General features: G+C 64.3%; 21 protein-coding genes. 18 read left to right on the forward strand and 3 right to left on the reverse strand.

What is annotated here, in order from left to right:
- Positions 1-381: 381 nt before the first annotated feature.
- The gene (locus QYH69_RS18135; protein WP_308833218.1) at positions 382-1,371 is read right to left on the reverse strand and encodes an AAA family ATPase; all 990 of its coding nucleotides are present in this window, start codon (positions 1,369-1,371) and stop codon (positions 382-384) included.
- 289 nt (positions 1,372-1,660) lie between these two features.
- Here QYH69_RS18135 and QYH69_RS18140 point away from each other — a divergent pair, with 289 nt between their 5' ends.
- The 16 genes from QYH69_RS18140 to QYH69_RS18215 all read left to right on the forward strand — a co-directional run bounded on the left by QYH69_RS18140 (position 1,661) and on the right by QYH69_RS18215 (position 19,108).
- Positions 1,661-2,167, forward strand: a complete 507-nt coding sequence (locus QYH69_RS18140; RefSeq protein WP_308833219.1) for a hypothetical protein — start codon at positions 1,661-1,663, stop codon at positions 2,165-2,167.
- A 19-nt stretch (positions 2,168-2,186) separates the two neighbouring features.
- Positions 2,187-3,056 carry an endonuclease/exonuclease/phosphatase family protein gene (locus tag QYH69_RS18145; RefSeq protein ID WP_308833220.1) on the forward strand — a complete coding sequence of 290 codons (870 nt, stop codon included), beginning with the start codon at positions 2,187-2,189 and terminating at the stop codon, positions 3,054-3,056.
- Between the two features lie 625 nt (positions 3,057-3,681).
- Positions 3,682-4,452 (forward strand): ferredoxin--NADP reductase, encoded by a 771-nt coding sequence (locus QYH69_RS18150; protein ID WP_075155514.1) that lies wholly within the window; start codon positions 3,682-3,684, stop codon positions 4,450-4,452.
- Between the two features lie 560 nt (positions 4,453-5,012).
- Positions 5,013-5,846 (forward strand): ATP-binding protein, encoded by an 834-nt coding sequence (locus tag QYH69_RS18155; RefSeq protein WP_308833221.1) that lies wholly within the window; start codon positions 5,013-5,015, stop codon positions 5,844-5,846.
- A 20-nt stretch (positions 5,847-5,866) separates the two neighbouring features.
- The gene (gene rqpR, locus QYH69_RS18160) at positions 5,867-6,523 is read left to right on the forward strand and encodes a response regulator transcription factor RqpR (RefSeq protein ID WP_308833222.1); all 657 of its coding nucleotides are present in this window, start codon (positions 5,867-5,869) and stop codon (positions 6,521-6,523) included.
- 194 nt (positions 6,524-6,717) lie between these two features.
- Positions 6,718-8,121, forward strand: coding sequence for an amino acid permease (locus tag QYH69_RS18165; RefSeq protein WP_308833223.1), 1,404 nt, complete (start codon positions 6,718-6,720; stop codon positions 8,119-8,121).
- A 211-nt stretch (positions 8,122-8,332) separates the two neighbouring features.
- Complete coding sequence (locus tag QYH69_RS18170) at positions 8,333-8,860, forward strand: 2Fe-2S iron-sulfur cluster-binding protein (RefSeq protein ID WP_308833224.1); 528 nt, start codon at positions 8,333-8,335, stop codon at positions 8,858-8,860.
- A 21-nt stretch (positions 8,861-8,881) separates the two neighbouring features.
- On the forward strand, positions 8,882-11,287 hold the full coding sequence (locus QYH69_RS18175; RefSeq protein ID WP_308833225.1) for a xanthine dehydrogenase family protein molybdopterin-binding subunit: 2,406 nt from the start codon (positions 8,882-8,884) through the stop codon (positions 11,285-11,287).
- A gap of 14 nt (positions 11,288-11,301) precedes the next feature.
- Entirely contained in the window at positions 11,302-12,099 is a 798-nt protein-coding gene (locus QYH69_RS18180; protein WP_308833226.1) for a xanthine dehydrogenase family protein subunit M, read from the forward strand.
- A 17-nt stretch (positions 12,100-12,116) separates the two neighbouring features.
- Entirely contained in the window at positions 12,117-13,004 is an 888-nt protein-coding gene (locus QYH69_RS18185; RefSeq protein ID WP_308833227.1) for a MoxR family ATPase, read from the forward strand.
- Between the two features lie 6 nt (positions 13,005-13,010).
- The gene (locus tag QYH69_RS18190; protein WP_308833228.1) at positions 13,011-14,318 is read left to right on the forward strand and encodes a VWA domain-containing protein; all 1,308 of its coding nucleotides are present in this window, start codon (positions 13,011-13,013) and stop codon (positions 14,316-14,318) included.
- A complete protein-coding gene (locus QYH69_RS18195) occupies positions 14,309-14,905 on the forward strand; it encodes a carbon monoxide dehydrogenase subunit G (RefSeq protein WP_308833229.1) in 597 nt (198 codons plus the stop codon). Before QYH69_RS18190 ends, QYH69_RS18195 begins: the two co-directional genes overlap by 10 nt.
- Positions 14,878-15,927 carry an XdhC family protein gene (locus QYH69_RS18200; RefSeq protein WP_308833230.1) on the forward strand — a complete coding sequence of 350 codons (1,050 nt, stop codon included), beginning with the start codon at positions 14,878-14,880 and terminating at the stop codon, positions 15,925-15,927. Before QYH69_RS18195 ends, QYH69_RS18200 begins: the two co-directional genes overlap by 28 nt.
- 206 nt (positions 15,928-16,133) lie before the next feature.
- On the forward strand, positions 16,134-16,511 hold the full coding sequence (locus QYH69_RS18205; protein WP_308833231.1) for a type II toxin-antitoxin system RelE/ParE family toxin: 378 nt from the start codon (positions 16,134-16,136) through the stop codon (positions 16,509-16,511).
- A complete protein-coding gene (locus QYH69_RS18210) occupies positions 16,492-16,812 on the forward strand; it encodes a helix-turn-helix domain-containing protein (RefSeq protein WP_308833232.1) in 321 nt (106 codons plus the stop codon). Before QYH69_RS18205 ends, QYH69_RS18210 begins: the two co-directional genes overlap by 20 nt.
- A 283-nt stretch (positions 16,813-17,095) precedes the next feature.
- Positions 17,096-19,108: a DUF3857 domain-containing transglutaminase family protein gene (locus QYH69_RS18215; protein WP_374992444.1), complete on the forward strand. Its 2,013-nt coding sequence runs from the start codon at positions 17,096-17,098 to the stop codon at positions 19,106-19,108.
- Positions 19,109-19,179: 71 nt separating this feature from the next.
- Here QYH69_RS18215 and QYH69_RS18220 read toward each other — a convergent pair whose 3' ends face one another.
- A complete protein-coding gene (locus QYH69_RS18220) occupies positions 19,180-20,202 on the reverse strand; it encodes a serine/threonine protein kinase (RefSeq protein WP_308833234.1) in 1,023 nt (340 codons plus the stop codon).
- Positions 20,203-20,333: 131 nt separating this feature from the next.
- Positions 20,334-20,546, reverse strand: a complete 213-nt coding sequence (locus QYH69_RS18225) for a hypothetical protein (RefSeq protein ID WP_075158512.1) — start codon at positions 20,544-20,546, stop codon at positions 20,334-20,336.
- Positions 20,547-20,989: 443 nt separating this feature from the next.
- Here QYH69_RS18225 and QYH69_RS18230 point away from each other — a divergent pair, with 443 nt between their 5' ends.
- Both QYH69_RS18230 and QYH69_RS18235 read left to right on the forward strand, forming a co-directional pair.
- The gene (locus QYH69_RS18230) at positions 20,990-24,169 is read left to right on the forward strand and encodes an efflux RND transporter permease subunit (RefSeq protein WP_308833235.1); all 3,180 of its coding nucleotides are present in this window, start codon (positions 20,990-20,992) and stop codon (positions 24,167-24,169) included.
- A 43-nt stretch (positions 24,170-24,212) separates the two neighbouring features.
- Complete coding sequence (locus tag QYH69_RS18235) at positions 24,213-25,472, forward strand: efflux RND transporter periplasmic adaptor subunit (protein ID WP_308833236.1); 1,260 nt, start codon at positions 24,213-24,215, stop codon at positions 25,470-25,472.
- Positions 25,473-25,476: the final 4 nt, after the last annotated feature.

Here is a 25,476-nt window from a genome sequence, read left to right on the forward strand (position 1 = left end):
AGCGTTGTCGGAGTGTACGCCGTCAACGCCGCGCATGGGTGGCTCGCGTGAAGCGCATGTGTGGTTTAGCGGACCAATCCGATGATTTGCACTTCACGTGCCCGCATGCGATCGACGCATCGCGACGAGAAGCCAATCGTTTGCGCGAACGCGTGCCCGCCAATTTCGTCGATGGCGAACGCGCGACGCCGTCGCGCATGGCTCAGCTATCGCGACTCTCGCCTCAATAAACGGAATTAACCGTAGCCGCGCGAAACTCACACCGGATTCACGCCGGATTCGCCGAATCACGGCGGGTTCACCGTTGCGTCACGCGGAACGCAGCGCCCGGGGACGCTGCCGTGTTCGCCTTTCCGATCGGCGCTTCGCCACGCGAGCGCCTCAATCGCGAGCGCGAAAACCGATCGGCTTGCGCCGCGTCTGATGATCGAGCTGGATGTCGTCCGCGACGATCTCGTCGCGTCCGTCGATACGCGCGGCCCCGAAGCCGTTCAGAATCGCGCGGCGCATCGCACGCGGCGACGCGCGCTGCAACGGTTCGAGCGCCGCATCGGAAAGACACGCGGGAAAGCGCTGACCCCAGCCGTGTGCACTGCGTATCTCGTCGTAAATCGATTGCGCGATACGCCGCGCGCCGTCGCAGTCGGGCGCCGGAATTTCGTAGACGTTCATGCGGTTCAGAATCGGCTCGGGAATCGCGCGCGCGTCGTTCGCAGTAGCGATCCAGATCACGTGCCCCGCATTGATCGGAACTTCCGCGAACTCGTCGATAAAGCTTTGCGCGGTATCGTGCTCGAGCAGCGCATACAGGGCACCGAGCGGATCGTATTGCGAATCGCCGCTTGCCTTGTCGATTTCGTCGACGGCGATCACCGGGTTCGCGTAGCTGCCGTGCACGAGCGCGTCGAACACCTTGCCCGGCTTGGCGTTTTTCCATTGCGAGGACGCGCCGGACAGAATCCACCCCGCCGTGAGTGCGCCCATCGCGACGTAGTGATAAGACGTGCCGAGCATGCGCGCGAGTTGCTTCGCGAAATGCGTCTTGCCGATGCCCGGGTCGCCCAGCAGCAGGATCGGCATCAGCTCGAGCCGGTCCTCGGTTTCGATGCACAGCGCGACCTGCTTGCGCACGTCGTCGAGCGGCTCGGCGAAGTTCGGCAAGGTGCCGATCAGATCGTCGATGGACGGCATCCGGTTCGGCTTCACGCAGAACCGCAGGTTGCCGATTTTCAGCATTTTTTCGTAGGTCGCGCGCAAGGCTTCGTTCGCGCTGTCGTTCAGATCGTTGAGCGCGGCTTCGACCTGCTCGAGGTCGTACACCTTGCTGAAGGACGCTACCGCGATCTCCTGTTTGACCACTGCCGTTGTCATCGCTCACCCCGTCGTGCAAATGTTGCGCGTCAATCTTGCTCGTTGTGCGTACGGCGCCCGCCGGCCCCGTCCCAAAATCAGTGTAACGATGCGCGACCGGCTTGCAAGCCAGCAGCCACGCGGGGTTGCTGCTAATACCGCTTGAATGCGCGGGACTGCGTCACAATTTGCACAATATTGTTGCTGAACCCTGGCCGCGGATCGGGGGTCAGAGAGGTTCCCCCCATCAGGCGTAAGATGATCGGCTGTCGGACAAAGCGCGGCCGCAACGATTCCGGAGACCTCATTCATGTGGAAAACCCGCATCGCCGCCGTAACGATCTGCCTGCCCCTGGCTGCGTTTGCGCAGCAGCCGGCCGCGAGCGCGCCGGTCGTGCAATGGCAGTTGCAGGTGATGCAGAACGGCCAGCAGATCGATTCATTCGACGGCACGACGACCGTCGGCCAGGCGCGCACGGATACGCATCATCATGTCGTGCAGCACAACGTCGGCTGCAAGGATCAGCCGGCCGGCGATATCGACCTGCAGCGCACGCTCACCGTTTCGCCGATCGCGGCGGACGCAAGCGGCGTGACGCTTGCGATCGAGGCGCAGGAAACGCTCGAAGACACGAGCACGCAGCGCACGTCGGCATCGGGATGCAAGATTCCGCCGCAGCCGCGCCAGGTGAGCGCGAGTCATCCGGGCCTCAAGGCAACGGGCAGCGACTGGACCAGCTGGACGCTCGTCGACAAGGACCCGCAGCTCGTTTATCGCGTGCGCGCGAGCGTCGCCGGCAACCCGGCACAGCAATGAACAACGTGGACAACGCGGCATGCGAAACCCCGAAGAACTGATACGCGAACCCGCGCGACAGAACGGTTCCGGCGTCGAAGATCTGGAGCGCGACGCGCCCGGGCCGGACATCGCGCTGCGGGACGAACCGAACCGCGACTTCATCGCGGTGAGCTGGAACCTGCACAAAGGCCGCTCGCCGCTCGGATTCCAGGCTTGGCAGGCGATGCAGCGCTGGGTGCAGTCGACGCACGCCGACGCGTATTTTCTGCAGGAAGCGATGGCGCGCCGCATGCCGGCGCCGGTGCTCGCCAGCAATTTCGGCGCGCCGCTCGGCGAACCGAGCGACGATATCTGGCATTGCCAGGCGACTGAAATCGCGCGCGCGCTCGAGTTGCAGATCGCGCTCGGAACCAATGTGTTCAAACCATCGTGGCGTCACGGCAATGCGATCCTGTCGCCGCATCCGCTCGATCTCGGCGGCCGCTGGGACATTTCGGCGCACCGTTTCGAACGGCGCGGACTGCTCGTCGCGCGCGCGACGTTCGCCGGACGCTCGGTCACGCTGCTGTGCGCGCACCTCGCGCTCACGCGCCAGGCGCGTTTGCGGCAAATGAGCTGGATCGCGCACTGGATCGCGAAGGAAGCGGCCGAAGGACCGCTCGTGCTCGCCGGCGACTTCAATGACTGGCGCAACGACTCGGTGCCGCTCTTCGCCGAACTCGGGATGAACGAGGTGGCGACGCTGCTCGGCGAATCGGGGCGCACATTTCCCGCGTTTTCGCCCGCGCTTGCGCTCGACAAGATGTTCGTGCGCGGCATGCAACCGGTCGAATGGATCCAGCCCGCGCAGGAAACCGCGTGGCTCTCCGATCATTTGCCTTATATGGCGCGCCTGCGAATCGAATAGATGCCGGATCATCTCTATGTTCCGATCCTGCTGCGGAGATTTCGCTGATGTCGGCCGGCTGGTATTGGACCGCGCTTACTGGGCCGCGCTTACTGGGCCGCGCTTGCCGCGCCGCGCGATTATTTTTCGTCTAACGTAAGCGCGGTCCAATAAGCGCGCTGCGGTAAAAACTGCGCCTCCCGTCAGGTTCCAGCTTCGCGAGCAGGGTCAATACTGCGATGCGTTCCGGGTTTCGGTATCATCGCCGGTCTCTGGTTTTCCATCCCGAGCATCGGTGTTGCGCTGTGCGTTATCGCATCGCAGTCGTCCGATGCAGCGGCCGCGCGTTGCAGCATCGAAGCTGCCGCCGCGCCGCACGCCGTGGCCCTGGTCAATGTTGCGTACAACCGCAGCGCAAACGGGTGTGCAAAATCGGGCGGACGCGGCAAGCCGGTTTGCCGCCCACCGGCCTGCGAACCGGTAACGCGGTAAAATAGCGGACTGCGCAGCACTTTTTCGACGCAATCCCGCCCTGTCAGGGTCGCGACAGGAATGGCGCATCGAAGCGCCGGCGGCTGCGAGGCCACGATGCCACCATAAGGCCGTCATCAAAGCCGCCCTTGTTTTCGCCTCATCCAAAGAAGCCATGAGCAACCTGAATTCACAAACCGTCCTGAGCGTCCACCACTGGACCGACACGCTTTTCAGCTTCACGTGCACGCGCGACGCGTCGTTTCGTTTCGAGAATGGCCAGTTCACGATGGTCGGCCTCGAGGTCGACGGCAAGCCGCTGATCCGCGCCTACAGCATGGCGAGCGCGAACTACGAAGAGAACCTCGAATTCCTCAGCATCAAGGTGCAGGACGGCCCGCTCACGTCTCGGCTGCAGCACCTGAAGGTCGGCGACCAGGTTCTGATCGGCAAGAAGCCGACCGGCACGCTCGTGGCCGACAACCTGCTGCCCGGCAAGACGCTATGGCTGCTGTCCACGGGCACGGGTCTCGCGCCGTTCATGTCGATCATCAAGGACCCGGACGTCTACGACCGCTACGAGCGCGTCGTGCTCACGCATACGTGCCGCTTCGTCGATGAACTCGCGTACAAGGAATACATTACGGACCACCTGCCGGCGCACGAGCACATCGGCGAGCTGATCCGCGACAAACTCGTCTACTACCCGACCGTCACGCGCGAAGCATTCCAGAACCGCGGCCGCATTACCGAACTGATCGAGACGCAAAAGCTGTTCGCCGACCTCGATCTGCCGCATTTCTCGAAAGAGAACGATCGCATCATGTTGTGCGGCAGCCCCCACATGCTGCGCGACACGCGCGAACTGCTCGACAGCATGGGCTTCGAAGAAGGCAGCAACAACTCGCCGGGCCACTATGTGATCGAAAAGGCCTTCGTGGGCTGATGACGCCGATGCGGACTGGCCGAAGCCTGGCTCGAAGGCCGCCGCCTCGCGCCATGCAATCGGCGTAAAAACAACAAGACCGGGATACGTCCCGGTCTTTTTTTGTCACTACGATTTTACTTTCATTTTGCCTTCGCCGCGCTTGCCATGCGCAAAGGCCCAGCTGTGCGATGACCCTATGGATCGCCACAGTCGGCTGGACGTTACAAATTGACACACAGAAACGTCCTCAGCCTGTAAGCATTTTTCCTACAAACTTCGCCAGATAAAAAAGTGCACGACAGGTGCGTTTTACGCGCCGAGCCTTACTCCGCCTGCATTATTTTCTTTTTTTAGGATATCATCGCGGCGCAGTACGCCTGCACGGCAGCTGCGACCAAGGTGTCGTTCACTTGTTACCGAATGTAAATTTCGTTACGTCGTCGCGTAGCGATTGTCCGTCACGGCGCCGATCGCGGCAGACACATCTGGAGGCCAAGGGGTTCGCATGCGTTTTTCCGTGATTGCGCTGTCGACGCACAGCCGGTTTGCCGGCCACGCTACTTTCTGACAGGGGCGCAATGGATACGTCGACCGTGGTACCGATCGGCGCGCACGCCGACCAAGCCGAGATCGCGCGCCTGCGCGAACGCGTGCGCGAACTCGCGGCCGAGATCCTGCACGCGCAGGAAGCGGTGCGCCGCCAGCTCGCGCAGGAATTGCACGACAGCACCGGCGCCGAACTGACCGCGGCGCGCTTCGCGCTCGCCAACGTTCACACATGGTTGCCGGCCGATGCGCCGCCGCAATGCGCGGCGTCGCTGGCCGTGGCGAACCGTTCGCTCGACGCGGTCTCCGACGCCACTCGCCATGCGATCGACGAACTGCATGCGCCGTCGTTCGATAGCGGCATTGTGCACGCACTGTCTCAATGGACCGGCAGCTTCGCGGCCCGCACGGGCCTGCGCACGAGCTTCGTCTGTGCGGCCGACGCACGTTTGACGCGCCTGCCAGGCGACGCCGCGCTTGCGGTGTTCCGCGTCGCGCAGGAAGCCTTGAACAACGTCGCGAAGCACGCGCGCGCGTCGAGCGCCGACGTGCGCATCGAGACCGATGCCGAGCATCTGATCCTCATCGTCGCCGACGACGGCATCGGCCTGCCGCGCGCCGTCGGCAAGCTCACGGCCGACCTCGCGGCGAACCGTCGCGAGCGCAGCTTCGGCCTGTCCGGCATGCGCGCGCGCTGCGAAGCATTCGAAGGCGAATTCGCCATTGCGAACACGTCGCGGCCGAAGAAACCCAGGAAAAACTCGCGCGGTACGCTGCCCGGCACCGCGCTGCACGCGCGCTTCGCATGGCGCGCGTTGCTGGCTGCCACTGAACCCGACGCGCGGCGCCACGCCGCACATTCATGACCCGATAGCCGACAAGCACGATGAACCTGCGCATCCTCCTCGCCGAAGATCACGCCGTGGTTCGCCAGGGCGTACGCCAGTTGCTGCTCGACCGCGGCGTCGCCGCGGAAGTGGCGGAAGCCCAGACCGGCGCCGAAGCGCTGATGGAAGCGGGACGGCACTCGTACGACGTGATCCTGCTCGACATCTCGTTGCCGGACCTGAACGGTGTCGAAGTGCTCAAGCGCCTCAAGCGCAAGGTGCCGCGCGTGCCGGTGCTGATGTTCTCGATGTATCGCGAGGACCAGTACGCGGTCCGCACACTCAAAGCGGGGGCGGCCGGCTATCTGTCGAAAACGGTCGACGCCGCGCAGATGATCGCCGCGATCCAGCAGGTCGCCGCAGGCCGCAAATACGTGAGCCCGGCGATGGCCGAGGCGCTCGCGAATTACGTGTCGTTCGACGGCGAGCAGATGCCGCATGAAAAGCTGTCGGACCGCGAATATCAGACGCTTTGCATGCTCGCGTCGGGCAAACGGCTCACCGACATCGCGCACGCCCTGTCGCTATCGGTGAAGACGGTCAGCGTGTACCGCACACGGCTTCTCGAAAAAATGAAGCTGCACAACAATGCGGAACTCACGTTCTATGTGATGACGAACCGGCTCGTCGATCTGAATCCGGCCATGACGGCCTGAGTTGCCACCTGAGTTGCCACCTGACTTTCCGCCGCGAATCGAGGCTTTCAATTCGCGCACTGGTTCGCCCGAACGGCACATTACCGCCACCGGTCCTTGAGCCTGACGGCTACCTTTCGGCGATCGGATAAAATCGAAGGTTTCCCGCACCCGGCGCGCGAGGCACAACGCGCCGCTAATGAGACCTTCTGGCAATGTCTGTATTCCGAAAGAAAAACGTCGAACACATGATCGCCGGCGCGCAAGCCGCCGGCCTCAAGAAAGCGCTCGGCGCGCTCGATCTGACGTTTCTCGGCGTCGGCGCCATCATCGGCACCGGCATTTTCGTTCTGACCGGCACCGGCGCGGTTCAGGCCGGTCCGGCGCTCACCATTTCGTTTGTTATCGCCGCCATTGCGTGCGGCTTCGCGGCGCTCGCCTACGCCGAATTCGCATCGACCATTCCGGTCGCCGGCTCGATTTACACGTACTCGTACGCGACGCTCGGCGAGCTTGCCGCGTGGATCATCGGCTGGGACCTGATGCTCGAATATGGGCTCGCGACGTCGGCGGTATCGGTCGGCTGGTCCGGCTACCTGCAATCGCTGCTCGCGGGTTTCGGCATGTCATTGCCGGTTGCGCTGACCGCGGCGCCAGGCGCGCTGCCGGGCCACACCACGCTCTTCAACCTGCCGGCTTTCCTCGTGATGATGGCGATCACCACGCTGCTGTCGGTCGGCGTGCGCGAGTCGACGCGCGTCAATAATCTGATGGTTGCGATCAAGGTGATCGTCGTGCTGCTCGTGATTGCCGTCGGCGTATTTCACGTGACACCGGCGAACTGGCAGCCGTTCATGCCGAACGGCTGGTCGGGCGTGTTCGGCGCGGCCGCCGTCATGTTCTTTGCGTTTATCGGTTTCGATTCGGTGTCGTCGGCGGCCGAGGAAGTCAAGAATCCGAAGCGCGACCTGCCGATCGGCATCATTGCGTCGCTTGTCGTTTGCGCGGTGCTCTATGTCGCGGTCGCCGCGATCGTGACCGGCATCGTGCCGTATGCGCAATTCGCCCATATCTCGCACCCGGTTTCCTATGCATTGCAGGTAGCGGGGCAGACCTGGGTGGCCGGCCTGATCGATCTCGGCGCCGTGCTCGGCATGCTGACGGTCATTCTCGTGATGGCGTACGGCCAGACGCGCGTGATCTTCGCGATGTCGCGCGACGGCCTGCTACCCGCCGCGTTGTCGCGCGTGCATCCGCGCTTCGCGACGCCGTTTCTCACCACCTGGCTGTGCGGCATCTTCTTCGGCCTGATCGGCGCGCTCGTGCCGCTCGACGTGCTCGCCGAGCTCATCAATATCGGCACGCTCGCCGCGTTCTCGATGGTCTCGATCGCGGTGCTGGTCCTGCGCCGCACGCACCCCGAACTGCCGCGTGCATTCCGTTGTCCCGGCGTGCCCGTGGTGCCGGTGCTCGCGGTCGCATCGTGCCTGTTCCTGATGGTGAATCTCGCGGGCGTCACGTGGATGGCGTTCGTCGTCTGGCTCGCGCTCGGCATGGCGATCTATTTCGGGTACTCGCGCCGGCGCTCGAAGCTCGCGCATGGTGTGCGTCCGCACTGATCACGCATGGCCGCGCACGGCCGCGCAGCAAGGCAACGCGCGGCCGCGACGATTTCCCCCGATAGCCGCCCCCGCCGATTTGTGCTTTACTGTCCGGCACAAATCACAAACAGCACCAACCGAGCCGGACCCTCACAGCAGGCAGGCGGTAGGTAGTGAATGTGGGCCCGAGCCGGTCTCTATCCCCGCACAAAAGCGAAGGAGACAGTTCATGACGATCAGCATCAGCCTGACGGTGAACGGCGCGCCCGTCACCGCTAACGTCGAGCCCAATACGCTACTTGTTCAATTTTTGCGCGATCAGCTGCGCCTGACCGGCACGCATATCGGCTGCGATACCGCGCAGTGCGGCGCATGCACGATCCATCTGAACGGGCGCGCGATCAAGTCGTGCAACATGCTCGCAGTGCAGGCCGATAGCGCGGACATCACCACGATCGAAGGACTGTCTCCGAACGGCGAGCTGCATCCGATGCAAGCCGCGTTCAAGGAGTGCCACGGGCTCCAGTGCGGCTTCTGCACACCGGGCATGGTGATGAGCGCCGCCGCGCTCGTTGCGACTCATCCGCAGCCCAGCGAAGCCGACGTGCGCGCCCAGCTCGACGGCAACCTGTGCCGCTGTACGGGCTATCACAACATCGTCAAGGCGATCGTCGAGGGCGCGGCAGCAATGGCGTCGGGCGCGGGTTCGGCACAAGCACACGCGCAAACGCAAACCGCCGCGAAGGCCACCGCCTGATCGATGCCGAGGAGCCCGACAATGAACGCACCCGAAACGCACCGCATCATTGGCGCTTCCGTCAAACGTAAGGAAGACGCACGCTTCCTCACCGGCACCGGCCAGTACACGGACGACGTGGTCCTGCCCAATCAGTCGTACGCGGTGTTTCTGCGCTCGCCGCATGCGCATGCGCGCATCAAGCGCATCGACACGACGGCGGCGAAGCAGTCGCCTGGCGTCGTCGCGATCTTCACCGGCGCGGACCTCGCGGCGGACAATGTCGGCGGCCTGCCATGCGGCTGGCTGATCCACAGCATCGACGGCACGCCGATGCACGAGCCGCCGCATCCGGTGATCGCGCATACGAAGGTCAGGCACGTCGGCGACCAGGTCGCGCTCGTGATCGCCGACTCGGTCAACGCGGCGAAAAATGCGCTCGAACTGATCGAAGTCGATTACGACGAACTGCCGGCGATCGTCGACACCGCGCATGCAGCCGACGCGGGCCAACCCGCCGTGCACGACGAAGTGCCCAACAATACGTGCTTCACGTGGGGCCACGGCGACAAGGCCGCGACCGACGCCGCCTTCGCCAACGCCGCGCACGTGACGACCCTTGATATCGTCAATAACCGGCTCGTGCCGAACGCAATCGAGCCGCGCGCGGCGAACGCCGCCTGGTCGCCGTACGACGACAGCTACACCGTCTACGTCGCGAATCAGAACCCGCACGTCGAACGGCTGCTGATGGCTGCGTTCGTCCTCGCGCTGCCCGAATCGAAGGTGCGCGTGATCGCACCGGATGTCGGCGGCGGTTTCGGCTCGAAGATCTTTCTGTATGCCGAAGATGTCGCCGTGACGTGGGCGTCGAAGAAGGTGCGGCGCCCCGTCAAATGGACCGCCGAGCGCTCCGAATCGTTCCTCTGCGATGCGCACGGCCGCGACCACGTCACGAAGGCCGAACTTGCGATGGACAAGGACGGCAAGTTCCTCGCGATGCGCGTGCACACGATCGCGAATATGGGCGCGTATCTGTCGACGTTCGCGTCGAGCGTACCGACCGTGCTGTACGCGACGCTGCTCGCCGGCCAGTACGCGACGCCGGCGATCTACGCGGAAGTCAAAGCGGTCTTCACGAACACGGTGCCCGTCGACGCGTATCGCGGCGCTGGGCGCCCCGAAGCGACTTACGTGGTCGAGCGGCTCGTCGAAACCGCGGCGCGCGAGCTCAATGTTCACCCGGCCGAACTGCGCCGCCGCAACTTCATCCGTTCGTTCCCGTACGCGACGCCGGTCGGCCTCACCTACGATACCGGCGACTACGAAACGCTTCTGGCGCGCGCCATCGAACTGGCCGACGTCGAAGGCTTCGCTGCGCGCAGACAGGCCTCGGAACAGAAAGGCAAGCGGCGCGGCCTTGGCTACTCGTGCTACATCGAAGCGTGCGGACTCGCGCCATCGAATGTCGCCGGCGCGCTCGGCGCGCGTGCGGGTCTGTTCGAAGCAGGCGAAATCCGCGTGCATCCGACCGGCTCCGTGACCGTGTTCACAGGCTCGCACAGCCACGGCCAGGGTCACGAGACGACTTTCGCGCAAGTGGTGGCGGACCGGCTCGGCGTGCCGATCGAAAACGTCGAGGTCGTGCACGGCGACACCGGGCGCATTCCGTTCGGCATGGGCACATACGGCTCGCGCTCGATTGCGGTCGGCGGCTCGGCGATCGTCAAGGCGCTCGACAAGATCGAAGCGAAAGCGAAGAAGATCGCCGCGCATCTACTCGAGGCGTCGCCCGACGACATCGAGTTCAAGGACGGCACGTTCCGCGTGGCCGGCACCGATCGCACGAAAACCTTCACGGACATATCGCTCGCCGCCTACGTGCCGCACAACTATCCGCTCGACAAACTCGAACCGGGCCTCGACGAAAGCGCGTTCTACGATCCGACCAACTTCACCTATCCGGCCGGCGCCTATATCTGCGAAGTCGAAGTCGACGTCGATACGGGCGAAACGCGCATCGAACGCTTCACCGCGATCGACGACTTCGGCAACGTGATCAACCCGATGATCGTCGAAGGCCAGGTGCACGGCGGCCTCGGCCAGGGGATCGGCCAGGCGATGCTCGAGCGCTGCGTGTACGACACCGAAAGCGGCCAGCTGCTGTCGGGTTCCTATATGGACTATGCGATGCCGCATGCGTCCGATCTGCCGCAGTTCACGGTCGAAACCGCGAAAGGCACGCCGTGCACGCACAATCCGCTCGGCGTGAAAGGCTGCGGCGAAGCAGGCGCGATCGGCTCGCCGCCGGCGGTGATCAACGCGATCATCGATGCGCTCGCGCCGCTCGGCGTCACCGACCTGCAGATGCCGGCGACGCCGCATCGGATCTGGTCGGCGATGCAAGCCGCGGGAGCATCGCAACGCACGTCGTCCAAACCGGCCTGAGCGGAGGAGCCCACATGTACACATTCGACTATCAACGTGCGGCCGATCCGAAGGCCGCGGTATCGGCGCTCGCCGCGGACGTCGACGCGAAGTTTCTGGCCGGCGGCCAAAGCCTGCTGCCGACCATGCGCTTGCGTCTCGCGCAACCCTCGCAGCTGATCGACGTCACGCGCATTCCCGAGCTCAAGCAGATCCGCGCGGGCGACAAGACGCTGTCGATCGGCGCCACCGTCTGTCACGCAGATGTCGCGGCGAACGAGGACGTGCGCCGCGCGCTGCCCGCGCTTGCCGATCTCGCCGCGCATATCGGCGATCGTCAGGTGCGCGCGCTCGGCACGATCGGCGGCTCGCTCGCGAACGACGACCCGGCTGCCTGCTATCCGGCCGCCGTGCTCGGCCTCGACGCGACGGTCGTGACCGATCGCCGCCGCATTACGGCCGAAGACTTCTTCGTCGGCATGTACGAGACCGCGCTCGCCCCGGACGAACTGATCGTGTCGGTCGAGTTTCCGTTCGCGGAGCGCGCCGCGTACGAGAAGTTCAGGAATCCGGCGTCGCATTTCGCGCTCGTCGGCGTGTTCGTCGCGAAGCAGGCAAGCGGCGTGCGCGTCGCGGTGACGGGCGCGGCACCGTCGGTGTTTCGCGTGCCCGAGCTCGAACAGGCGCTAGCGGCCGACTTCTCGCCGGCGGCGGCGCGCGCCGTGACGGTTTCGGCCGACGGCCTCAATACGGATCTGCACGCGAGCGCGGAATATCGCGCTCATCTGATTCCGATCCTCGCGGCGCGCGCGGTCGAACGCGCGAAGGCATAGCAGCGGGTCGACGCGGCATGCAACCCGCCTCCATCGACGACACGCTCGCGCGACTGACCGAACAGGACTACTTCGCGAGCCGCGAGCTTGCGACGGCGCTCTTTCTCGCCTTGCGGATGGAGCGGCCGCTGTTCGTCGAAGGCGAGCCCGGCGTCGGCAAGACCGAGCTCGCGAAGGCCGCGGCCGGCATGCTCGGCACGTCGCTGCTGCGGCTGCAGTGCTACGAAGGACTCGACACCGCCAGCGCGCTGTACGAGTGGGACTACCCGCGGCAGATCATGGCTCTGCGTGTCGCCGAAGCGTCCGGCGAGAAGCCCGGCAACGACACGCTCTATCGCAGCGAATTCCTGCTCAAGCGCCCGCTGCTGCAGGCGTTGATGCCCGACGAACGGAACCCGGCCGCGCGCCGCGTGCTGCTGATCGATGAAATCGACCGCGCCGACGAGCCGTTCGAAGCGTTCCTGCTCGAACTGCTCTCGGACTTTCAGGTGTCGATTCCCGAGTACGGCACCGTGCGCGCGCAGCAGCGGCCGCTCGTCGTGATGACGTCGAACCGCACGCGCGAAGTACACGATGCGCTGAAGCGGCGCTGTCTCTACCAATGGATCGGCTACCCGGAGCGCGAACGCGAACTCGCGATCGTCGCCGCGCGTGCGCCCGAGACGAGCGAAGCGCTGCAACGGCATGCGGTCGGCTTCGTGCATCAGTTGCGCGGGATGGACCTGTTCAAGGCGCCGGGCATCGCCGAAACGATCGACTGGTGCCGCGCGCTCAACGCGCTCTGCGTGACCGAGCTCGATCCGCAATCGGTGCAGGATACGCTGGGCGTGCTGCTCAAGTATCAGGACGATCTCGCGCGCATGGACGCGCAACAGATCGCCGAGTGCATCGCAGCGGCGGAGTGACGCGCGATGGACGCCACGCCGGATACCGACGAAGCACCGGACGCTTTTCCCGCATTCGCGCGCAACGTCGTGCATTTCGTGCGCCTGCTGCGCGCGGCTGGCCTGCCGATGTCGCCGGCACAGGCCGTCGACGCGCTCGACGCATTGCACCACGTCGGACTCGCGCGCCGCGACGACGTGCAGGCCGCGTTGGCTGCACTGCTCGTGCGTGCGCCCGACGAACGCGAACTGTTCGACGCGGCGTTCGAGCTCTTCTGGCGCGATCCCGATTGGGCCGGCAAGATGCGCGCGCTGCTGCTGCCGAAAGTCGGCAACACGATTCCGCCGCCGAAGCGCAACAACCGCCTCGCCGATGCGCTCGCGGCGCGTCCGCCGGTCACGCTCAACGCACCGCGCGCGCCGCGAATGGAACAGCACGAGTTGCACGCGCACGTCACCTTCAGCGCGGAAGAACGGCTGCGCCACCGCGACTTCGATACGCTGAACGCCGACGAATGGCGCACGCTGCGCCACGTGATCCGCAGCCACCGGCTGCCGCTCGCGATGGAACCGACACGCCGCCTCAAAGCCGCTTCGCGCGGCACGCATGCGGACCTGCGTGCGAGCGCGCGGCACGCGGTGCGCGCGGGCGGCGACTGGACCGTCTGGAAATATCGCGCGGCCGTCGAGCGCAAACCGCCGCTCGTCCTGCTGCTCGACATTTCCGGTTCGATGAGCAGCTATTCGCGCGCGGTGCTGTACTTCTGCCACGCGCTGCTGCAGTCGCGCGAGCGCCTGCAGGTGTTCCTGTTCGGCACGCGACTGACGAATGCAACGCGCGCACTGCGCGAGCGCGACCCCGATGTGGCGATTGCGGCGCTCGCCGAGCAGGTGGTCGACTGGTCCGGCGGCACGCGCATCGGCGCGGCGCTGGCCGACTTCAACCGGCGCTGGGCACGACGCGTGCTGACCGGCAGAGCGACCGTGGTCCTGGTTACCGATGGCCTTGATCATGAAGCGATCGATCTGCTGGCTGCTGAAATGGGCCGCCTGCGGCGCTTCGCGCACCGCATCGTCTGGCTCAATCCGTTGCTGCGCTACAGCGAATTCGCGCCGAAGGCGCGCGGCGTGCAAGCGATCCTGCCGCATGTGGACGCGCACCGGCCGGTCCATAATCTCGACAGCCTCAGCGCGTTCGCCCGCGATCTCGCGCAGCTGGCGCCGCGCGCGCCGCTTGCGCCTGCCGGGCAGCCGGCCCATCGATCGCTGCCCGCCGCGCCAGCCGACCTCGCCGCGCGCACCCCAAAACCCGCAGGAGACACACGATGGACCTGACCGAAACCCATAAGCTTCCCGTTTCGCAACAGCGCGCGTGGGAAGCGTTGAACGACACCGAGATCCTGCGCGCATCGATACCGGGCTGTGAAAGTATCGACGCAGACGGCGAGAATGCGTACGCGATATCGATGAGCGCATCGGTCGGTCCCGTTAAGGCGCGCTTCAAAGGGCGTATGCTGCTGACCGACATCGACGCGCCGCATACGTATACGATTGTGTTTGAGGGCCAGGGCGGCGCGGCGGGCTTCGGCAAGGGCCAGGCGCAGGTCACGCTCGAGCCGGACGGCGACGACGCCACCACGCTCGCGTACACGGCAAGTGCGCAGGTCGGCGGCAAGCTCGCGCAAATCGGCTCGCGGCTCGTCGACGGCGCCGCGCGCAAGATCGCGGGCGAATTTTTCAAGCGCTTCAGCGCGCAGGTAACGGGCGGCGGCGACGGTACGGCCGGCGACGCAAACGTCGATAGCAACACCGCACCTGATGCTGAAAGCCAGGCAGAACAGACGGGCGCAACGGAATCCACCACCGAAGGCGCCGAACCGAAGAGGAAGAAATCATGGACAGCGTGGATCTCGAAGTCCTGAAATCCAGTGCACGCTGGCTCGACGAAGGTCACCGCGCGCTACTGGTCACGGTTGTCAGGACGTGGGGCTCGTCGCCGCGTCCCGAGGGCGCGATGCTCGCAGTGCGCGACGATGGACTCGTGGTCGGCTCGGTATCGGGCGGCTGCATCGAAGACGATCTGATCGAGCGCGTACGCCAACGCGGCATCGAACAGACGCACCCGGAAGCGGTGAAATACGGCATCAGCGCCGAGGAAGCACACCGCTTCGGCCTGCCGTGCGGCGGCACGATCCAGCTCGTGCTCGAACCGCTGAGCAAGCAAAGCGGCATCGCGGAACTGTGCCGGTCGGTGGAAGACGGCAAGCTCGTCGCGCGCACGCTCGATATGGCGAGCGGCGCGGTCCACTATGGCGCGGCGCAAGCAACCGACGGCGTCGATTTCGACGAGCGGCGCCTGCTCACGATCCACGGCCCGCGCTACCGGATGCTCGTGATCGGCGCCGGGCAGTTGTCGCGGTACCTCTGCAATATTGCGGTCGGCCTCGACTATCAGGTCACCGTCTGCGACCCGCGCGAAGAGTACACGGACGAGTGGAACGTGCCGGGCACGAGAATCGTGCGCACGATGCCGGACGACACCGTGCTCGAGATGAAGCTCGACGAGCGCTGCGCGGTGATCGCGCTTACGCACGATCCGAAGCTCGATGACCTCGCGCTGATGGAGGCGCTGAAAACGCCGGCATTCTACGTCGGCGCCCTGGGGTCGCGACGCAACAATGCGGCGCGCCGCGAGCGGCTCAAGGAATTCGATCTGACCGACACGGAGCTCGCACGCCTGCACGGGCCGGTCGGCATCTATATCGGCAGCCGCACGCCGCCTGAGATCGCCGTCTCCATTCTCGCGGAAGTGACGGCGGCTAAAAACGGCGTGTCGCTGCCGACGCTGCTGCAGGTCGAAGGCGCGAAGGCCGCGCGCGAGATCGCCGCAAACGCGGGCACGGCCTGCGGTATTCCTGACGAAGTCAGCGAGCGACGCGCGTAGCGAGCCTCGGTGTCCTGCGAGCGGCCGCACGGTGCCGCTCGCTGTCCGTTTGCATTTCCTCTGCTTTCCTTAGCGTTGGCCGTTTGGCCGACTGTCGCTTCCGTCCCGATCTCCCTAGCATGACCTCTGTGTCGCGGTACTGCCGCGCCCTGACATTCCGGCAACTTATTCCGTTGACGGAATATTCTTTGGAGGTTATATTGCTCATGAACTGGGACGTCGAATACACCAGCGCTTTCGGTGACTGGTGGGAAGTTTTGAACGAGTCCGAACAGGAGTCGGTCGCGGCATCGGTGCGGCTGCTTGAAGAATACGGTCCGTATTTGCGATATCCGCATTCGAGTCATATCCACGGCTCGCGTTGCGGCCACATGCGAGAGTTGCGGGTGCAGCACGAGGGGCAGCCGTATCGGGTGCTGTACGCGTTCGACCCGTCGCGCATTGCCATCTTGCTGCTCGGTGGCAACAAAGGCGGTGACGACCGCTGGTATCAGCGGAACGTCCCGCGCGCAGACACGCTTTACGACGAGCATATCGAGCAATTGAAAGAGGAGGAAACGGTATATGGTCAAGAAGTTCACTGAACTGCGGGCAAGAATGTCGCCCGAGTCCCGGGCTCGCTCCGAAGAGAAAGCCCGCCGTCTGATGGCGGAAATGGCACTACACGAACTGCGCCGGGCTCGCGGCATGTCTCAGGAAGACCTGGCCCTTGTGCTGCATGTGAAGCAGCCGAGCATCGCGAAGTTCGAGCAGCGCGCGGACACGTATGTGTCCACGTTGCGCGATCACATTCGCGGCCTCGGCGGCGAACTGGAAATCATCGCAGTCTTTCCCGAAGGGGATGTGAAGATCACCAACTTCGAGGTGGTGGAAAACGACGCATAGCAAATGGCGCGATGCACGCCAGTTTGTATGGCGCTTCGGCATGCATCGCGCTCATGCGCACGTCGACGTACCGCACGTGCATGGCTCACATCGCTCACTATGTAAGTCGTTTATGTACGGTTCTCGCTTGACAACGCATGCGCGGGCCTTTTAAGTGAGAAGTCCGGCGTAATGTGCCGGATGAAGTCCACTCTGTGAAGTCTGCGGCGTAAAGTCCGCAGTCCGGCTCCGCATTCCGATCCATTTCTACGCTTAATCCGACATCGTGCGCGTGCCCGACCTCATGCGTTCTCTTGTATCCGTCTTCATCGCGACTGCGTGCTGGTCCGGCCACGTCAGGGCTGCAAGCACCGTGGCAGCCGACGCTCCGGCCATCGCAAACGACCCGGCGCCCGGTTCTACCGTCAGCCCGGCTCGTCCCGTCGAACCATACGTGAACGAACAGGAGACGCAAACTTTCACTGTCAACGCGGACGGCTCGTTCACGAAGCTCGACGACATGACGTTGCGCGTGAACACCGAGGCCGGCGTCGCGCGCGTGGCGCAGCACTACATCTGGTTCAATCGCAATATGGCGAAGGTCGACGTGATCGAGGCATATACGACCGGTGCCGATGGCGTGCGGCATGACGTGCAGCCCGACGAGATTCGCAACGTACAGGAAGCGCGTTCGTTCGACGCGCCGATGTTCCAGGACATCCTCGAAAAAGTCATCGTGTTTCCCGCAGTGGAACCGGGCGCGCGCATTCATTTGAAGTACCGGAAAACACAGCAGGTCCCGATCGTACCCGGCTATTTCAGCGATTTCACGCCGCCCGATCTCGCGCCGACGCACAACTTCCGCCTTATCTACGATTTACCGGCCGATATGCCGCTCTACGCGGACGCACGCGGTTTCAGTGCAGCGGCGCCGGTCACGCAGAACGGCCGCACGCGCTACGAATTCCGCTACGACAAGGCGCGCTTCGGGCGCCTCGAATACGGTTCGATCTCGTACGTGAGCTATGGCGACCGGCTGATGGTGTCGACGTATCGCGACTATGCGGCGTTTGCGGCGACGTACAAGGCATCGGCGGTCGACCCGAGCGTATCGGACCCGGCAATCGTCCGTCTCGCGCGCACGCTGACCGAAGCCGACAGCACGCCGCGCGAGAAAGCGAAAACGCTCTACGACTGGGTCCGCAAGAACATCCGCTACGTCGCGGTCAACGTCGGGCGCGGCGCGGTCGTGCCGCATCGCGCGGCCGAGATTCTCGCGTTGCGCTACGGCGACTGCAAGGATCACGTCGCGCTTTACGGCGCGCTGCTCGGCGCCGTCGGCATACGCAACGAACCCGCGTTGATCAACAGCGGTACGGTCTATTCATTGCCGTCGGTGCCCGGATTCGGCGTGTTGAATCACGTCATCACCTATCTGCCCGATCTGCAGATGTACGCGGATTCCACCGCGGCGAACGTCGAGTTCGGCTATCTGCCGTCAACCGACATGGACCGGCCGACCGTCCTCGTCGACGAGGGCGTACTCGGCCGCACGCCGGCCACCGCATCGATGGCGCGCAGCAGCGACCTCACGATCTCCGTCGCGCCGGACGGCTCCGCGAACTTCGTCTACCGCCTGCAGGCAACGGGCTGGGCCGCCGAGCAGGGCCGCGCGATGCTGCGGCTGCAAACGCCCGCGCAGCGCGAAGAAGCGATTCAAGGCGAGTTGCGCGCGGCCAACCTGACCGGCAACGCGATGCTCTCGACGAACGCACTCGATGCTTCCGCAGGCCCGCTGATCGTCACGATGAAGGGCACACTCGAAGATTTCGTGCTGCCGGGCGCGGCCGCATCGATTCCCGCCTTGACGAGCTTCGTCGGCGGCTTCCAGTCGGATGCGCGCTACTGGCTCGGCGAACGGCAGCGCACGCAACCGTTTGTCTGCCGCAACGTCGAGTTGCACGAGCGCGCGCGCATCGTTCTGCCTGCGAATTTCCGCGTGCTCGATATGCCGGAGGCCGCGCATACCGAAGACCGCTTTATCGATTTCCGCTCGACATATCAGTACGATCCGAAAACCAACGTCGTTACGATGGCACGCGACGGCAGCACGCGGTTCAGCAGCGAAGTGTGCTCGCCGGACGAGTTTGCGCAAATGCGCGCGGGCATCGAAACGATCGGGCGCGACGTGCGCGCCCAGGTGATCGTCAGATCGACGCTGCCCGGCGTGGCGCGCGAGGGCGCAAGTGCAAGTACGGAGAAGCGCGCGAACAGTGCGTCCCGATCCACGCAGAAGGTCATTGCCGAAACGCCCTAAGCGGGTCCGTCACCCAATAGACGCGTCAAGCAAATCCATCGATCACCGGGGTCCACGCGCTCGAACCACCATCAAACGGGCCACAGCGGACCTTCCTGCATCGCGCCGATCTGTTCACGCAACTCGAGAATGCGATCTTCCCAATAACGCTGCGTGTTGAACCATGGAAACGCGACCGGAAACGCAGGGTCGTCCCAGCGACGCGCGAGCCATGCCGAATAGTGAATGAGCCGCAGCGTGCGAAGCGCCTCGATCAGGTGCAGCTCGCGCGGCTCGAATTCGCAGAAGTCCTCGTAACCGGCCAGCAGATCCGTCAATGCGCGCGAAGCATCGCCGCGTTCGCCTGGCAACAGCAGCCACAAATCCTGCACCGCGGGCCCCATGCGACTGTCGTCGAAATCGACGAAATGCGGGCCTCGATCGGTCCACAGCACGTTGCTCGGATGGCAGTCGCCGTGCATGCGCAACGCTGCGATGTCGCCCGCGCGCTCGAACGCGCGTTCGACGCCTTCGAGCGCGAGATTCACGACCGTGAGCCACGCCTCGCGCACGTCGCCGGGCACGAAGCCTTGCGCCAAAAGAAAATCGCGCGGCTCGTAGCCGAACGTGCCGATGTCGAGCGTCGGCCGCTCCGTGTAGCGTTGCGTTCGGCCGACGGCGTGAATGCGCCCGATAAAGCGCCCGAGCCATTCCAGCGTGTCGCGCTGCTCGAGTTCGGGCGCACGGCCGCCACGCCGCTCGAACAGCGCGAACCGGAAGCCTTCGAACGCATGCAGCGTGCGGCCTTCGAATGCGCGCGCCGGCACTGCGGGAATTTCGCGCGCGGCGAGTTCGGCAACGAACGCATGTTCTTCGAGAATCGCCGCATCGGACCAGCGCTGCGGCCGATAGAACTTCGCGACGATAGGCGCACCGTCTTCGACGCCGATCTGATAGACGCGGTTCTCGTAGCTGTTGAGCGGCAGCATGCGTCCGTCGGTACGCGCGCCGGCGCCTGCCAGTACGCTGTCGATCGCGTCGAGCACGCGTTCCGGCGTGAGCCGGGCGAAGGGGACGGCGGCGCCGTCCCCGATGTCCTCAGTGTCTTCGTTCATGCCGGCATTGTGCGCCGTGCCGCCGTCAAAGACGAGCGTTTGCGGTGCAGCATGCAGGCATGAGAAACGCGAAGATGCACCGGGGCGCACCGGGACGCGCCGGAGTTCCGCAAAAAAACCGCGCCGTGGATTCAGTGCAGCGGTGCGCCTGCCGGACGCACGAGTTCGCCCGTGTCGATCAGATCTTCAAGGAAAAAGGGTTCCGTATTGAGCTGCTGCGTCGTGCCGGGCTCACCCGCGTACCACGCCACCATGGCCATGTCGCCCAGAATGCGCATGACGATCCCGCGTGCGCCCGCGGGCACAGCGATATGAACGGATCGGACAATAGAACCGACTTGCATGATATTTCCCCGTTCTGCGTCTGCCGGCTTGGGAGGATTGCGCCGGTCAATGTGACGATTGAAAAACGTCGCTTCGACAGAAAAAGTTGCGCGCGCACCGATTGTTAAAGGCAGCGACACACGCATGACTACCACGCCATTGTTACCACATCGAGTGCCGCCGCGATAGCGGCAAAAGCGGCACATGTAACGTTGCTTCTGTCGATTTGACTTACGAAACGCTAACTGTAACGTGCAGTAAACAGCCCATCATAAACCGTTCGGCGACGAACCCTCCAAATTGGACATGTAGACTACGATACGCGTTATATTCCTGTCGCGCGCGACACTCACCATTCTGGTTTCGATCGGGTTTCGGTCGGGTTTCGCTCGTCACGCATGCGCACACGCCCGCTGCTTCGGCGGCGCCGTCCCCCTTCGGCCCTCACCGGACCGCACCGTACATGTGGATTGTTCGCCTCGCGCTGCGGCGCCCATACACGTTTGTCGTTTTGGCCCTGCTGCTGCTGATCGTCGGGCCGCTTACGATCCTGCGCACTCCGACAGATATCTTCCCGAACATCGATATTCCGGTGCTGTCGGTCATCTGGACCTTCCAGGGTTTGCCGGCCGACGAGATGGAAAAACGCGTCGTGCTCAACTACGAGCGCGGCCTGTCGACGGCGGTCAACGATATCGAGCACATCGAATCGACTTCGCTGTACGGCGTAGCGGTGGTCAAGATTTTTTTCCAGCCGCACGCGAACATTCAGGAAGCGCTCGCGCAGGTCACCGCGCTCTCGCAATCGCAATTGCGCTCGCTGCCGCCCAGCATCACGCCGCCGTTCATCCTGCGCTACAACGCATCGACGGTGCCGATCCTGCGGCTCGCGCTGTCGTCGCCGTCGCTGACCGAACAGGAACTGTACGACTTCGGTAATAACTTCCTGAAGACGCAGCTCGCGACGGTGCCCGGCGCATCGGTGCCGCTGCCGTATGGCGGCAAGCAGCGCCAGATCATGATCGACATCGATACGCGCAAGCTGCAGGAGCGCAATCTGTCGCCGACCGACGTGGTGAACGCGATCACCGCGCAAAACCTGATCGTGCCGACCGGCACCGCGAAAATCGGCTCGACCGAATATGCGGTGGAAATGAACGCGAGCCCCGATTCGCTTGCAGGCCTGAACAACATTCCGGTCAAGACCACCGCGAACGGCACGATCTATATTCGCGACGTCGCGCACGTGCGCGACGGCTTCCAGCCGCAGACCAACATCGTGCGCGTCAACGGCCAGCGCGCATCGCTGCTCACCATCAACAAGAGCGGCAATACGTCGACGCTCGAGATCGTCAACGACATCGAGAACATGATGCCGACGCTGCGCAATCTCGTGCCCGCGTCGCTGAAAATCGATCCCGTCGCAGACCAGTCGCTGTTCGTGCGCGCCTCCGTGCAGGGCGTGCTGCGCGAAGCGCTGATCGCCGCCTGCCTGACGGGCCTCATGATCCTGCTCTTTCTCGGCAACTGGCGCGCCACGCTGATCATCGCGGTGTCGATTCCGCTTTCGATGATTACGTCGATCATCGCGTTATCGGCGCTCGGCGAGACGATCAACATCATGACGCTCGGCGGCCTCGCGCTCGCGGTCGGCATACTGGTCGACGATGCGACGGTCGCGATCGAAAACATCAGCCATCAGCTCGAGCAGGGCAAGAATCTCGAACAGGCGATTCTCGACGGCGCACACCAGATTGCCGTGCCGACGCTCGTGTCGACGCTGTCGATCTGTATCGTGTTCGTGCCGATGTTCCTGCTTTCCGGCGTCGCGCACTATCTGTTCATTCCGCTCGCCGAAGCAGTCGTGTTCGCGATGCTCGCGTCGTATTTCTTCTCGCGTACGCTTGTCCCGACGCTCGCGAAATATCTGCTGCGCCATCACCATCAGGCAGGCAGTTCGCATCACACGCAAACGCGCAATCCGTTCATGCGCGTGCACTACGCGTTCGAACGCGGCTTTGCGGGCCTGCGCGAGCGCTATCGCCGCTTCCTCGTCGCGCGCGTGGCCAAACCCGGCCTGTTCTCGGCCGGGTTTCTCGTCTGCTGCCTGCTGTCGCTGCTGTTGATCCCGTTTCTCGGACGCGACTTTTTCCCGACGGTCGACGCGGGCACGATCGCACTGCATCTGCGCGCGAAAACGGGCACGCGCGTCGAGGAAACCGCGGTCATCACCGATCGCGTCGATTCGAGGATTCGCCAGCTGATTCCACCGGGCGAACTGCATTCGATCATCGACAACATCGGCCTGCCGGTATCGGGTATCAACCTGTCGTACAGCAACACCGGCACGATCGGCACCTCGGATGCGGACGTTCTGATCACGCTCAACGAAGACCATCATCCGACGGCCGACTATGTGCGCACACTGCGGCGCGCGCTCACGGACGAATTCCCCGGCGTTCAGTTCTCGTTCCTGCCCGCCGATATCGTGAGTCAGACGCTGAACTTCGGCATGCCGTCGCCAATCGACATTCAAGTGGTCGGGCGCAACGTGCAGGCGAACCGCGTCTACGCGGCCAAGCTGCTGAGCAGGCTGCGCAGCGTGCCGGGACTCGCCGATGCGCGCATCCAGCAGCCGGCGGACCTGCCGCGTATCTTTATCGACGTCGACCGCACGCGCGCGCAGCAGGCGGGCTTCACGCAAAGCGACGTCGCGTGCAACCTGCTGATCACGCTGTCGGGCAGCCAGCAGACGACGCCGACGTTCTGGCTCAATCCGCGCAACGGCGTGAGCTACAACGTGATCACCGAAGCGCCGCAGTACACGATGGACTCGCTGCAGTCGCTCGCCAATATTCCGCTCAATGCGAACGGCCATACGAACATTCTCGGCGCGCTCTCGACGATGCACCGCGAAGCCGGCAACGCGGTGCTCACGCACTACAACGCGCAAACCACGATCGATATCTACGGTACGGCCGACGGCCGCGATCTCGGCGCCGTTTCCGACGACATCAACAGGATCATCGAGGAATCGAAGGCCGATCTGCCGCAGACATCGACGGTCAAGGTGCGCGGCCAGGTGCAGACGATGAACGACTCGTTCAGCGGCCTGCTCGCCGGCCTGATCTTTGCGATCGTGCTCGTATACCTGTTGATTGTCGTGAACTTCCAGTCATGGCTCGATCCGTTCATCATCATCACCGCGCTGCCCGGTGCGCTCGCCGGCATCGTCTGGATACTGTTCCTCACGCATACGACGCTGTCGATTCCAGCGCTGACGGGCGCGATCATGTGTATCGGCATTGCGACCGCGAACTCGATTCTCGTGGTCAGCTTCGCGCGCGAACAGTTGCTCGAGCACGGCGACCCGGTGCGCGCAGCGATCGAAGCGGGCTTCACGCGTTTCCGCCCGGTGCTGATGACGGCGCTGGCGATGGTGATCGGCATGGTGCCGATGGCGATCGGCCTCGGCGAAGGCGGCGAACAGAACGCGCCGCTCGGTCGCGCGGTGATCGGCGGCCTCACGATCGGCACGCTCGCCACGCTCGTATTCGTGCCGGTGCTGTTCTCGATGATTTACCGGCGGCTTGCCGACCGGCGGCATAGAGCCGCCGAACATGTCGTGCAGAGGCCGCAGTGACAGGAAGCGCGTTGAGCGCGAGGTCGTTCGATATGGAGCGTTGATGGAAGGGAAGCCACTTGATGAATCCGCGGTCAACCGCGGCGCCCCGCCCGCGGCAGCCACGAAGCGCGGACGCTGGATTGCCGTGCTCGCGGTCGTCGTCGTGCTGGCGCTGGCGGCGCAGGGCATCTGGTCGCGCCGCGAAGCGCATGCGACGCTCGAGCGCGAGGCCGCGCACACGGCACAGCTCAGCGTCGAGGTCGTGCATCCGCAAAAGTCGAATGCCGCGCTCGACCTCGTGCTGCCCGGCAACGTGCAGGCTTACCTCGATACGCCGATCTACGCGCGCACGAACGGCTACCTGAAGAAGTGGTACGCCGATATTGGCAGTCATGTGAAGGCCGGACAGCTGCTCGCCGAAATCGATACGCCGGAAGTGGACGACCAGCTACGTGCGGCGCGCGCCGACGTGACCAATGCCCTGGCGAATTACGAGCTCGCGAAAACGACCGCCGACCGCTGGACCGACATGCTGAAGAACAAGTCGGTATCGAAGCAGGAAACCGACGAGAAGGTCGGCGACATGCTCGCGAAGAAGGGCACGCTCGATGCAGCGCGTTTCAACGTCGCGCGGCTCGAAAAGACGCAGTCGTTCCAGAAGGTCTATGCGCCGTTCGACGGCATCGTGACGGCGCGCAATGTGGACGTCGGCGCGCTGATCGATGCGGGCAGCTCGGGCGGCCCCGCGAAGGAACTGTTCCACGTCGCGCAGGCGGACCGGCTGCGCGTCTACGTGAATGTGCCGCAAGCGTACTCGCAGCAGATTCACGCGAACGAAGCCGCTTATCTGACGCTGACCGAAACGCCGGGCAAGCACTATCCGGGCACCGTTGCACGCACGTCGGGCGCCGTCGATCCGACGCAGCGCACGATGCTCGTGGAAGTCGCAGTCGACAATCGCAACGGCGCGCTGCTGCCGGGCGCCTATGCGCAAGTGCATTTTGCGCTGAGCGCGCAAGGCGCGCCGTACACGCTGCCCGGCAACGCGCTGCTATTCCGTCCGAACGGCGTGAACGTCGCGACCGTCGACAACCAGCAACGCGTGAAGCTGATCAAGGTGCAGCTCGGCACCGACTACGGCACGCGCGTCGCGATTGCGTCGGGCCTTACGGGCAGTGAACGGGTCATTCTGAATCCGCAGGATTCGATCGTCGATGGCGCGCCGGTACGCATCGTGCAAACGAAGGCGGATGCGGCGCAGCCCGCCAGCGGCGCGAGCGCGGCAAGCGGCGCCGCGAACGCGCAAGCGGCGGCAGGGTAGCGCC

The organism is Paraburkholderia sp. SARCC-3016 (genome assembly GCF_031119615.1).
Taxonomy (GTDB): Bacteria; Pseudomonadota; Gammaproteobacteria; order Burkholderiales; family Burkholderiaceae; genus Paraburkholderia.

Coding starts and splice junctions, on each gene's coding strand:
- QYH69_RS18135 (WP_308833218.1), bottom strand. CDS start 1,371: ATGACAACGGCAGTGGTCAAACAGGAGATCGCGGTAGCGTCCTTCAGC.
- QYH69_RS18140 (WP_308833219.1), top strand. CDS start 1,661: ATGTGGAAAACCCGCATCGCCGCCGTAACGATCTGCCTGCCCCTGGCT.
- QYH69_RS18145 (WP_308833220.1), top strand. CDS start 2,187: ATGCGAAACCCCGAAGAACTGATACGCGAACCCGCGCGACAGAACGGT.
- QYH69_RS18150 (WP_075155514.1), top strand. CDS start 3,682: ATGAGCAACCTGAATTCACAAACCGTCCTGAGCGTCCACCACTGGACC.
- QYH69_RS18155 (WP_308833221.1), top strand. CDS start 5,013: ATGGATACGTCGACCGTGGTACCGATCGGCGCGCACGCCGACCAAGCC.
- rqpR (WP_308833222.1), top strand. CDS start 5,867: ATGAACCTGCGCATCCTCCTCGCCGAAGATCACGCCGTGGTTCGCCAG.
- QYH69_RS18165 (WP_308833223.1), top strand. CDS start 6,718: ATGTCTGTATTCCGAAAGAAAAACGTCGAACACATGATCGCCGGCGCG.
- QYH69_RS18170 (WP_308833224.1), top strand. CDS start 8,333: ATGACGATCAGCATCAGCCTGACGGTGAACGGCGCGCCCGTCACCGCT.
- QYH69_RS18175 (WP_308833225.1), top strand. CDS start 8,882: ATGAACGCACCCGAAACGCACCGCATCATTGGCGCTTCCGTCAAACGT.
- QYH69_RS18180 (WP_308833226.1), top strand. CDS start 11,302: ATGTACACATTCGACTATCAACGTGCGGCCGATCCGAAGGCCGCGGTA.
- QYH69_RS18185 (WP_308833227.1), top strand. CDS start 12,117: ATGCAACCCGCCTCCATCGACGACACGCTCGCGCGACTGACCGAACAG.
- QYH69_RS18190 (WP_308833228.1), top strand. CDS start 13,011: ATGGACGCCACGCCGGATACCGACGAAGCACCGGACGCTTTTCCCGCA.
- QYH69_RS18195 (WP_308833229.1), top strand. CDS start 14,309: ATGGACCTGACCGAAACCCATAAGCTTCCCGTTTCGCAACAGCGCGCG.
- QYH69_RS18200 (WP_308833230.1), top strand. CDS start 14,878: ATGGACAGCGTGGATCTCGAAGTCCTGAAATCCAGTGCACGCTGGCTC.
- QYH69_RS18205 (WP_308833231.1), top strand. CDS start 16,134: ATGAACTGGGACGTCGAATACACCAGCGCTTTCGGTGACTGGTGGGAA.
- QYH69_RS18210 (WP_308833232.1), top strand. CDS start 16,492: ATGGTCAAGAAGTTCACTGAACTGCGGGCAAGAATGTCGCCCGAGTCC.
- QYH69_RS18215 (WP_374992444.1), top strand. CDS start 17,096: ATGCGTTCTCTTGTATCCGTCTTCATCGCGACTGCGTGCTGGTCCGGC.
- QYH69_RS18220 (WP_308833234.1), bottom strand. CDS start 20,202: ATGAACGAAGACACTGAGGACATCGGGGACGGCGCCGCCGTCCCCTTC.
- QYH69_RS18225 (WP_075158512.1), bottom strand. CDS start 20,546: ATGCAAGTCGGTTCTATTGTCCGATCCGTTCATATCGCTGTGCCCGCG.
- QYH69_RS18230 (WP_308833235.1), top strand. CDS start 20,990: ATGTGGATTGTTCGCCTCGCGCTGCGGCGCCCATACACGTTTGTCGTT.
- QYH69_RS18235 (WP_308833236.1), top strand. CDS start 24,213: ATGGAAGGGAAGCCACTTGATGAATCCGCGGTCAACCGCGGCGCCCCG.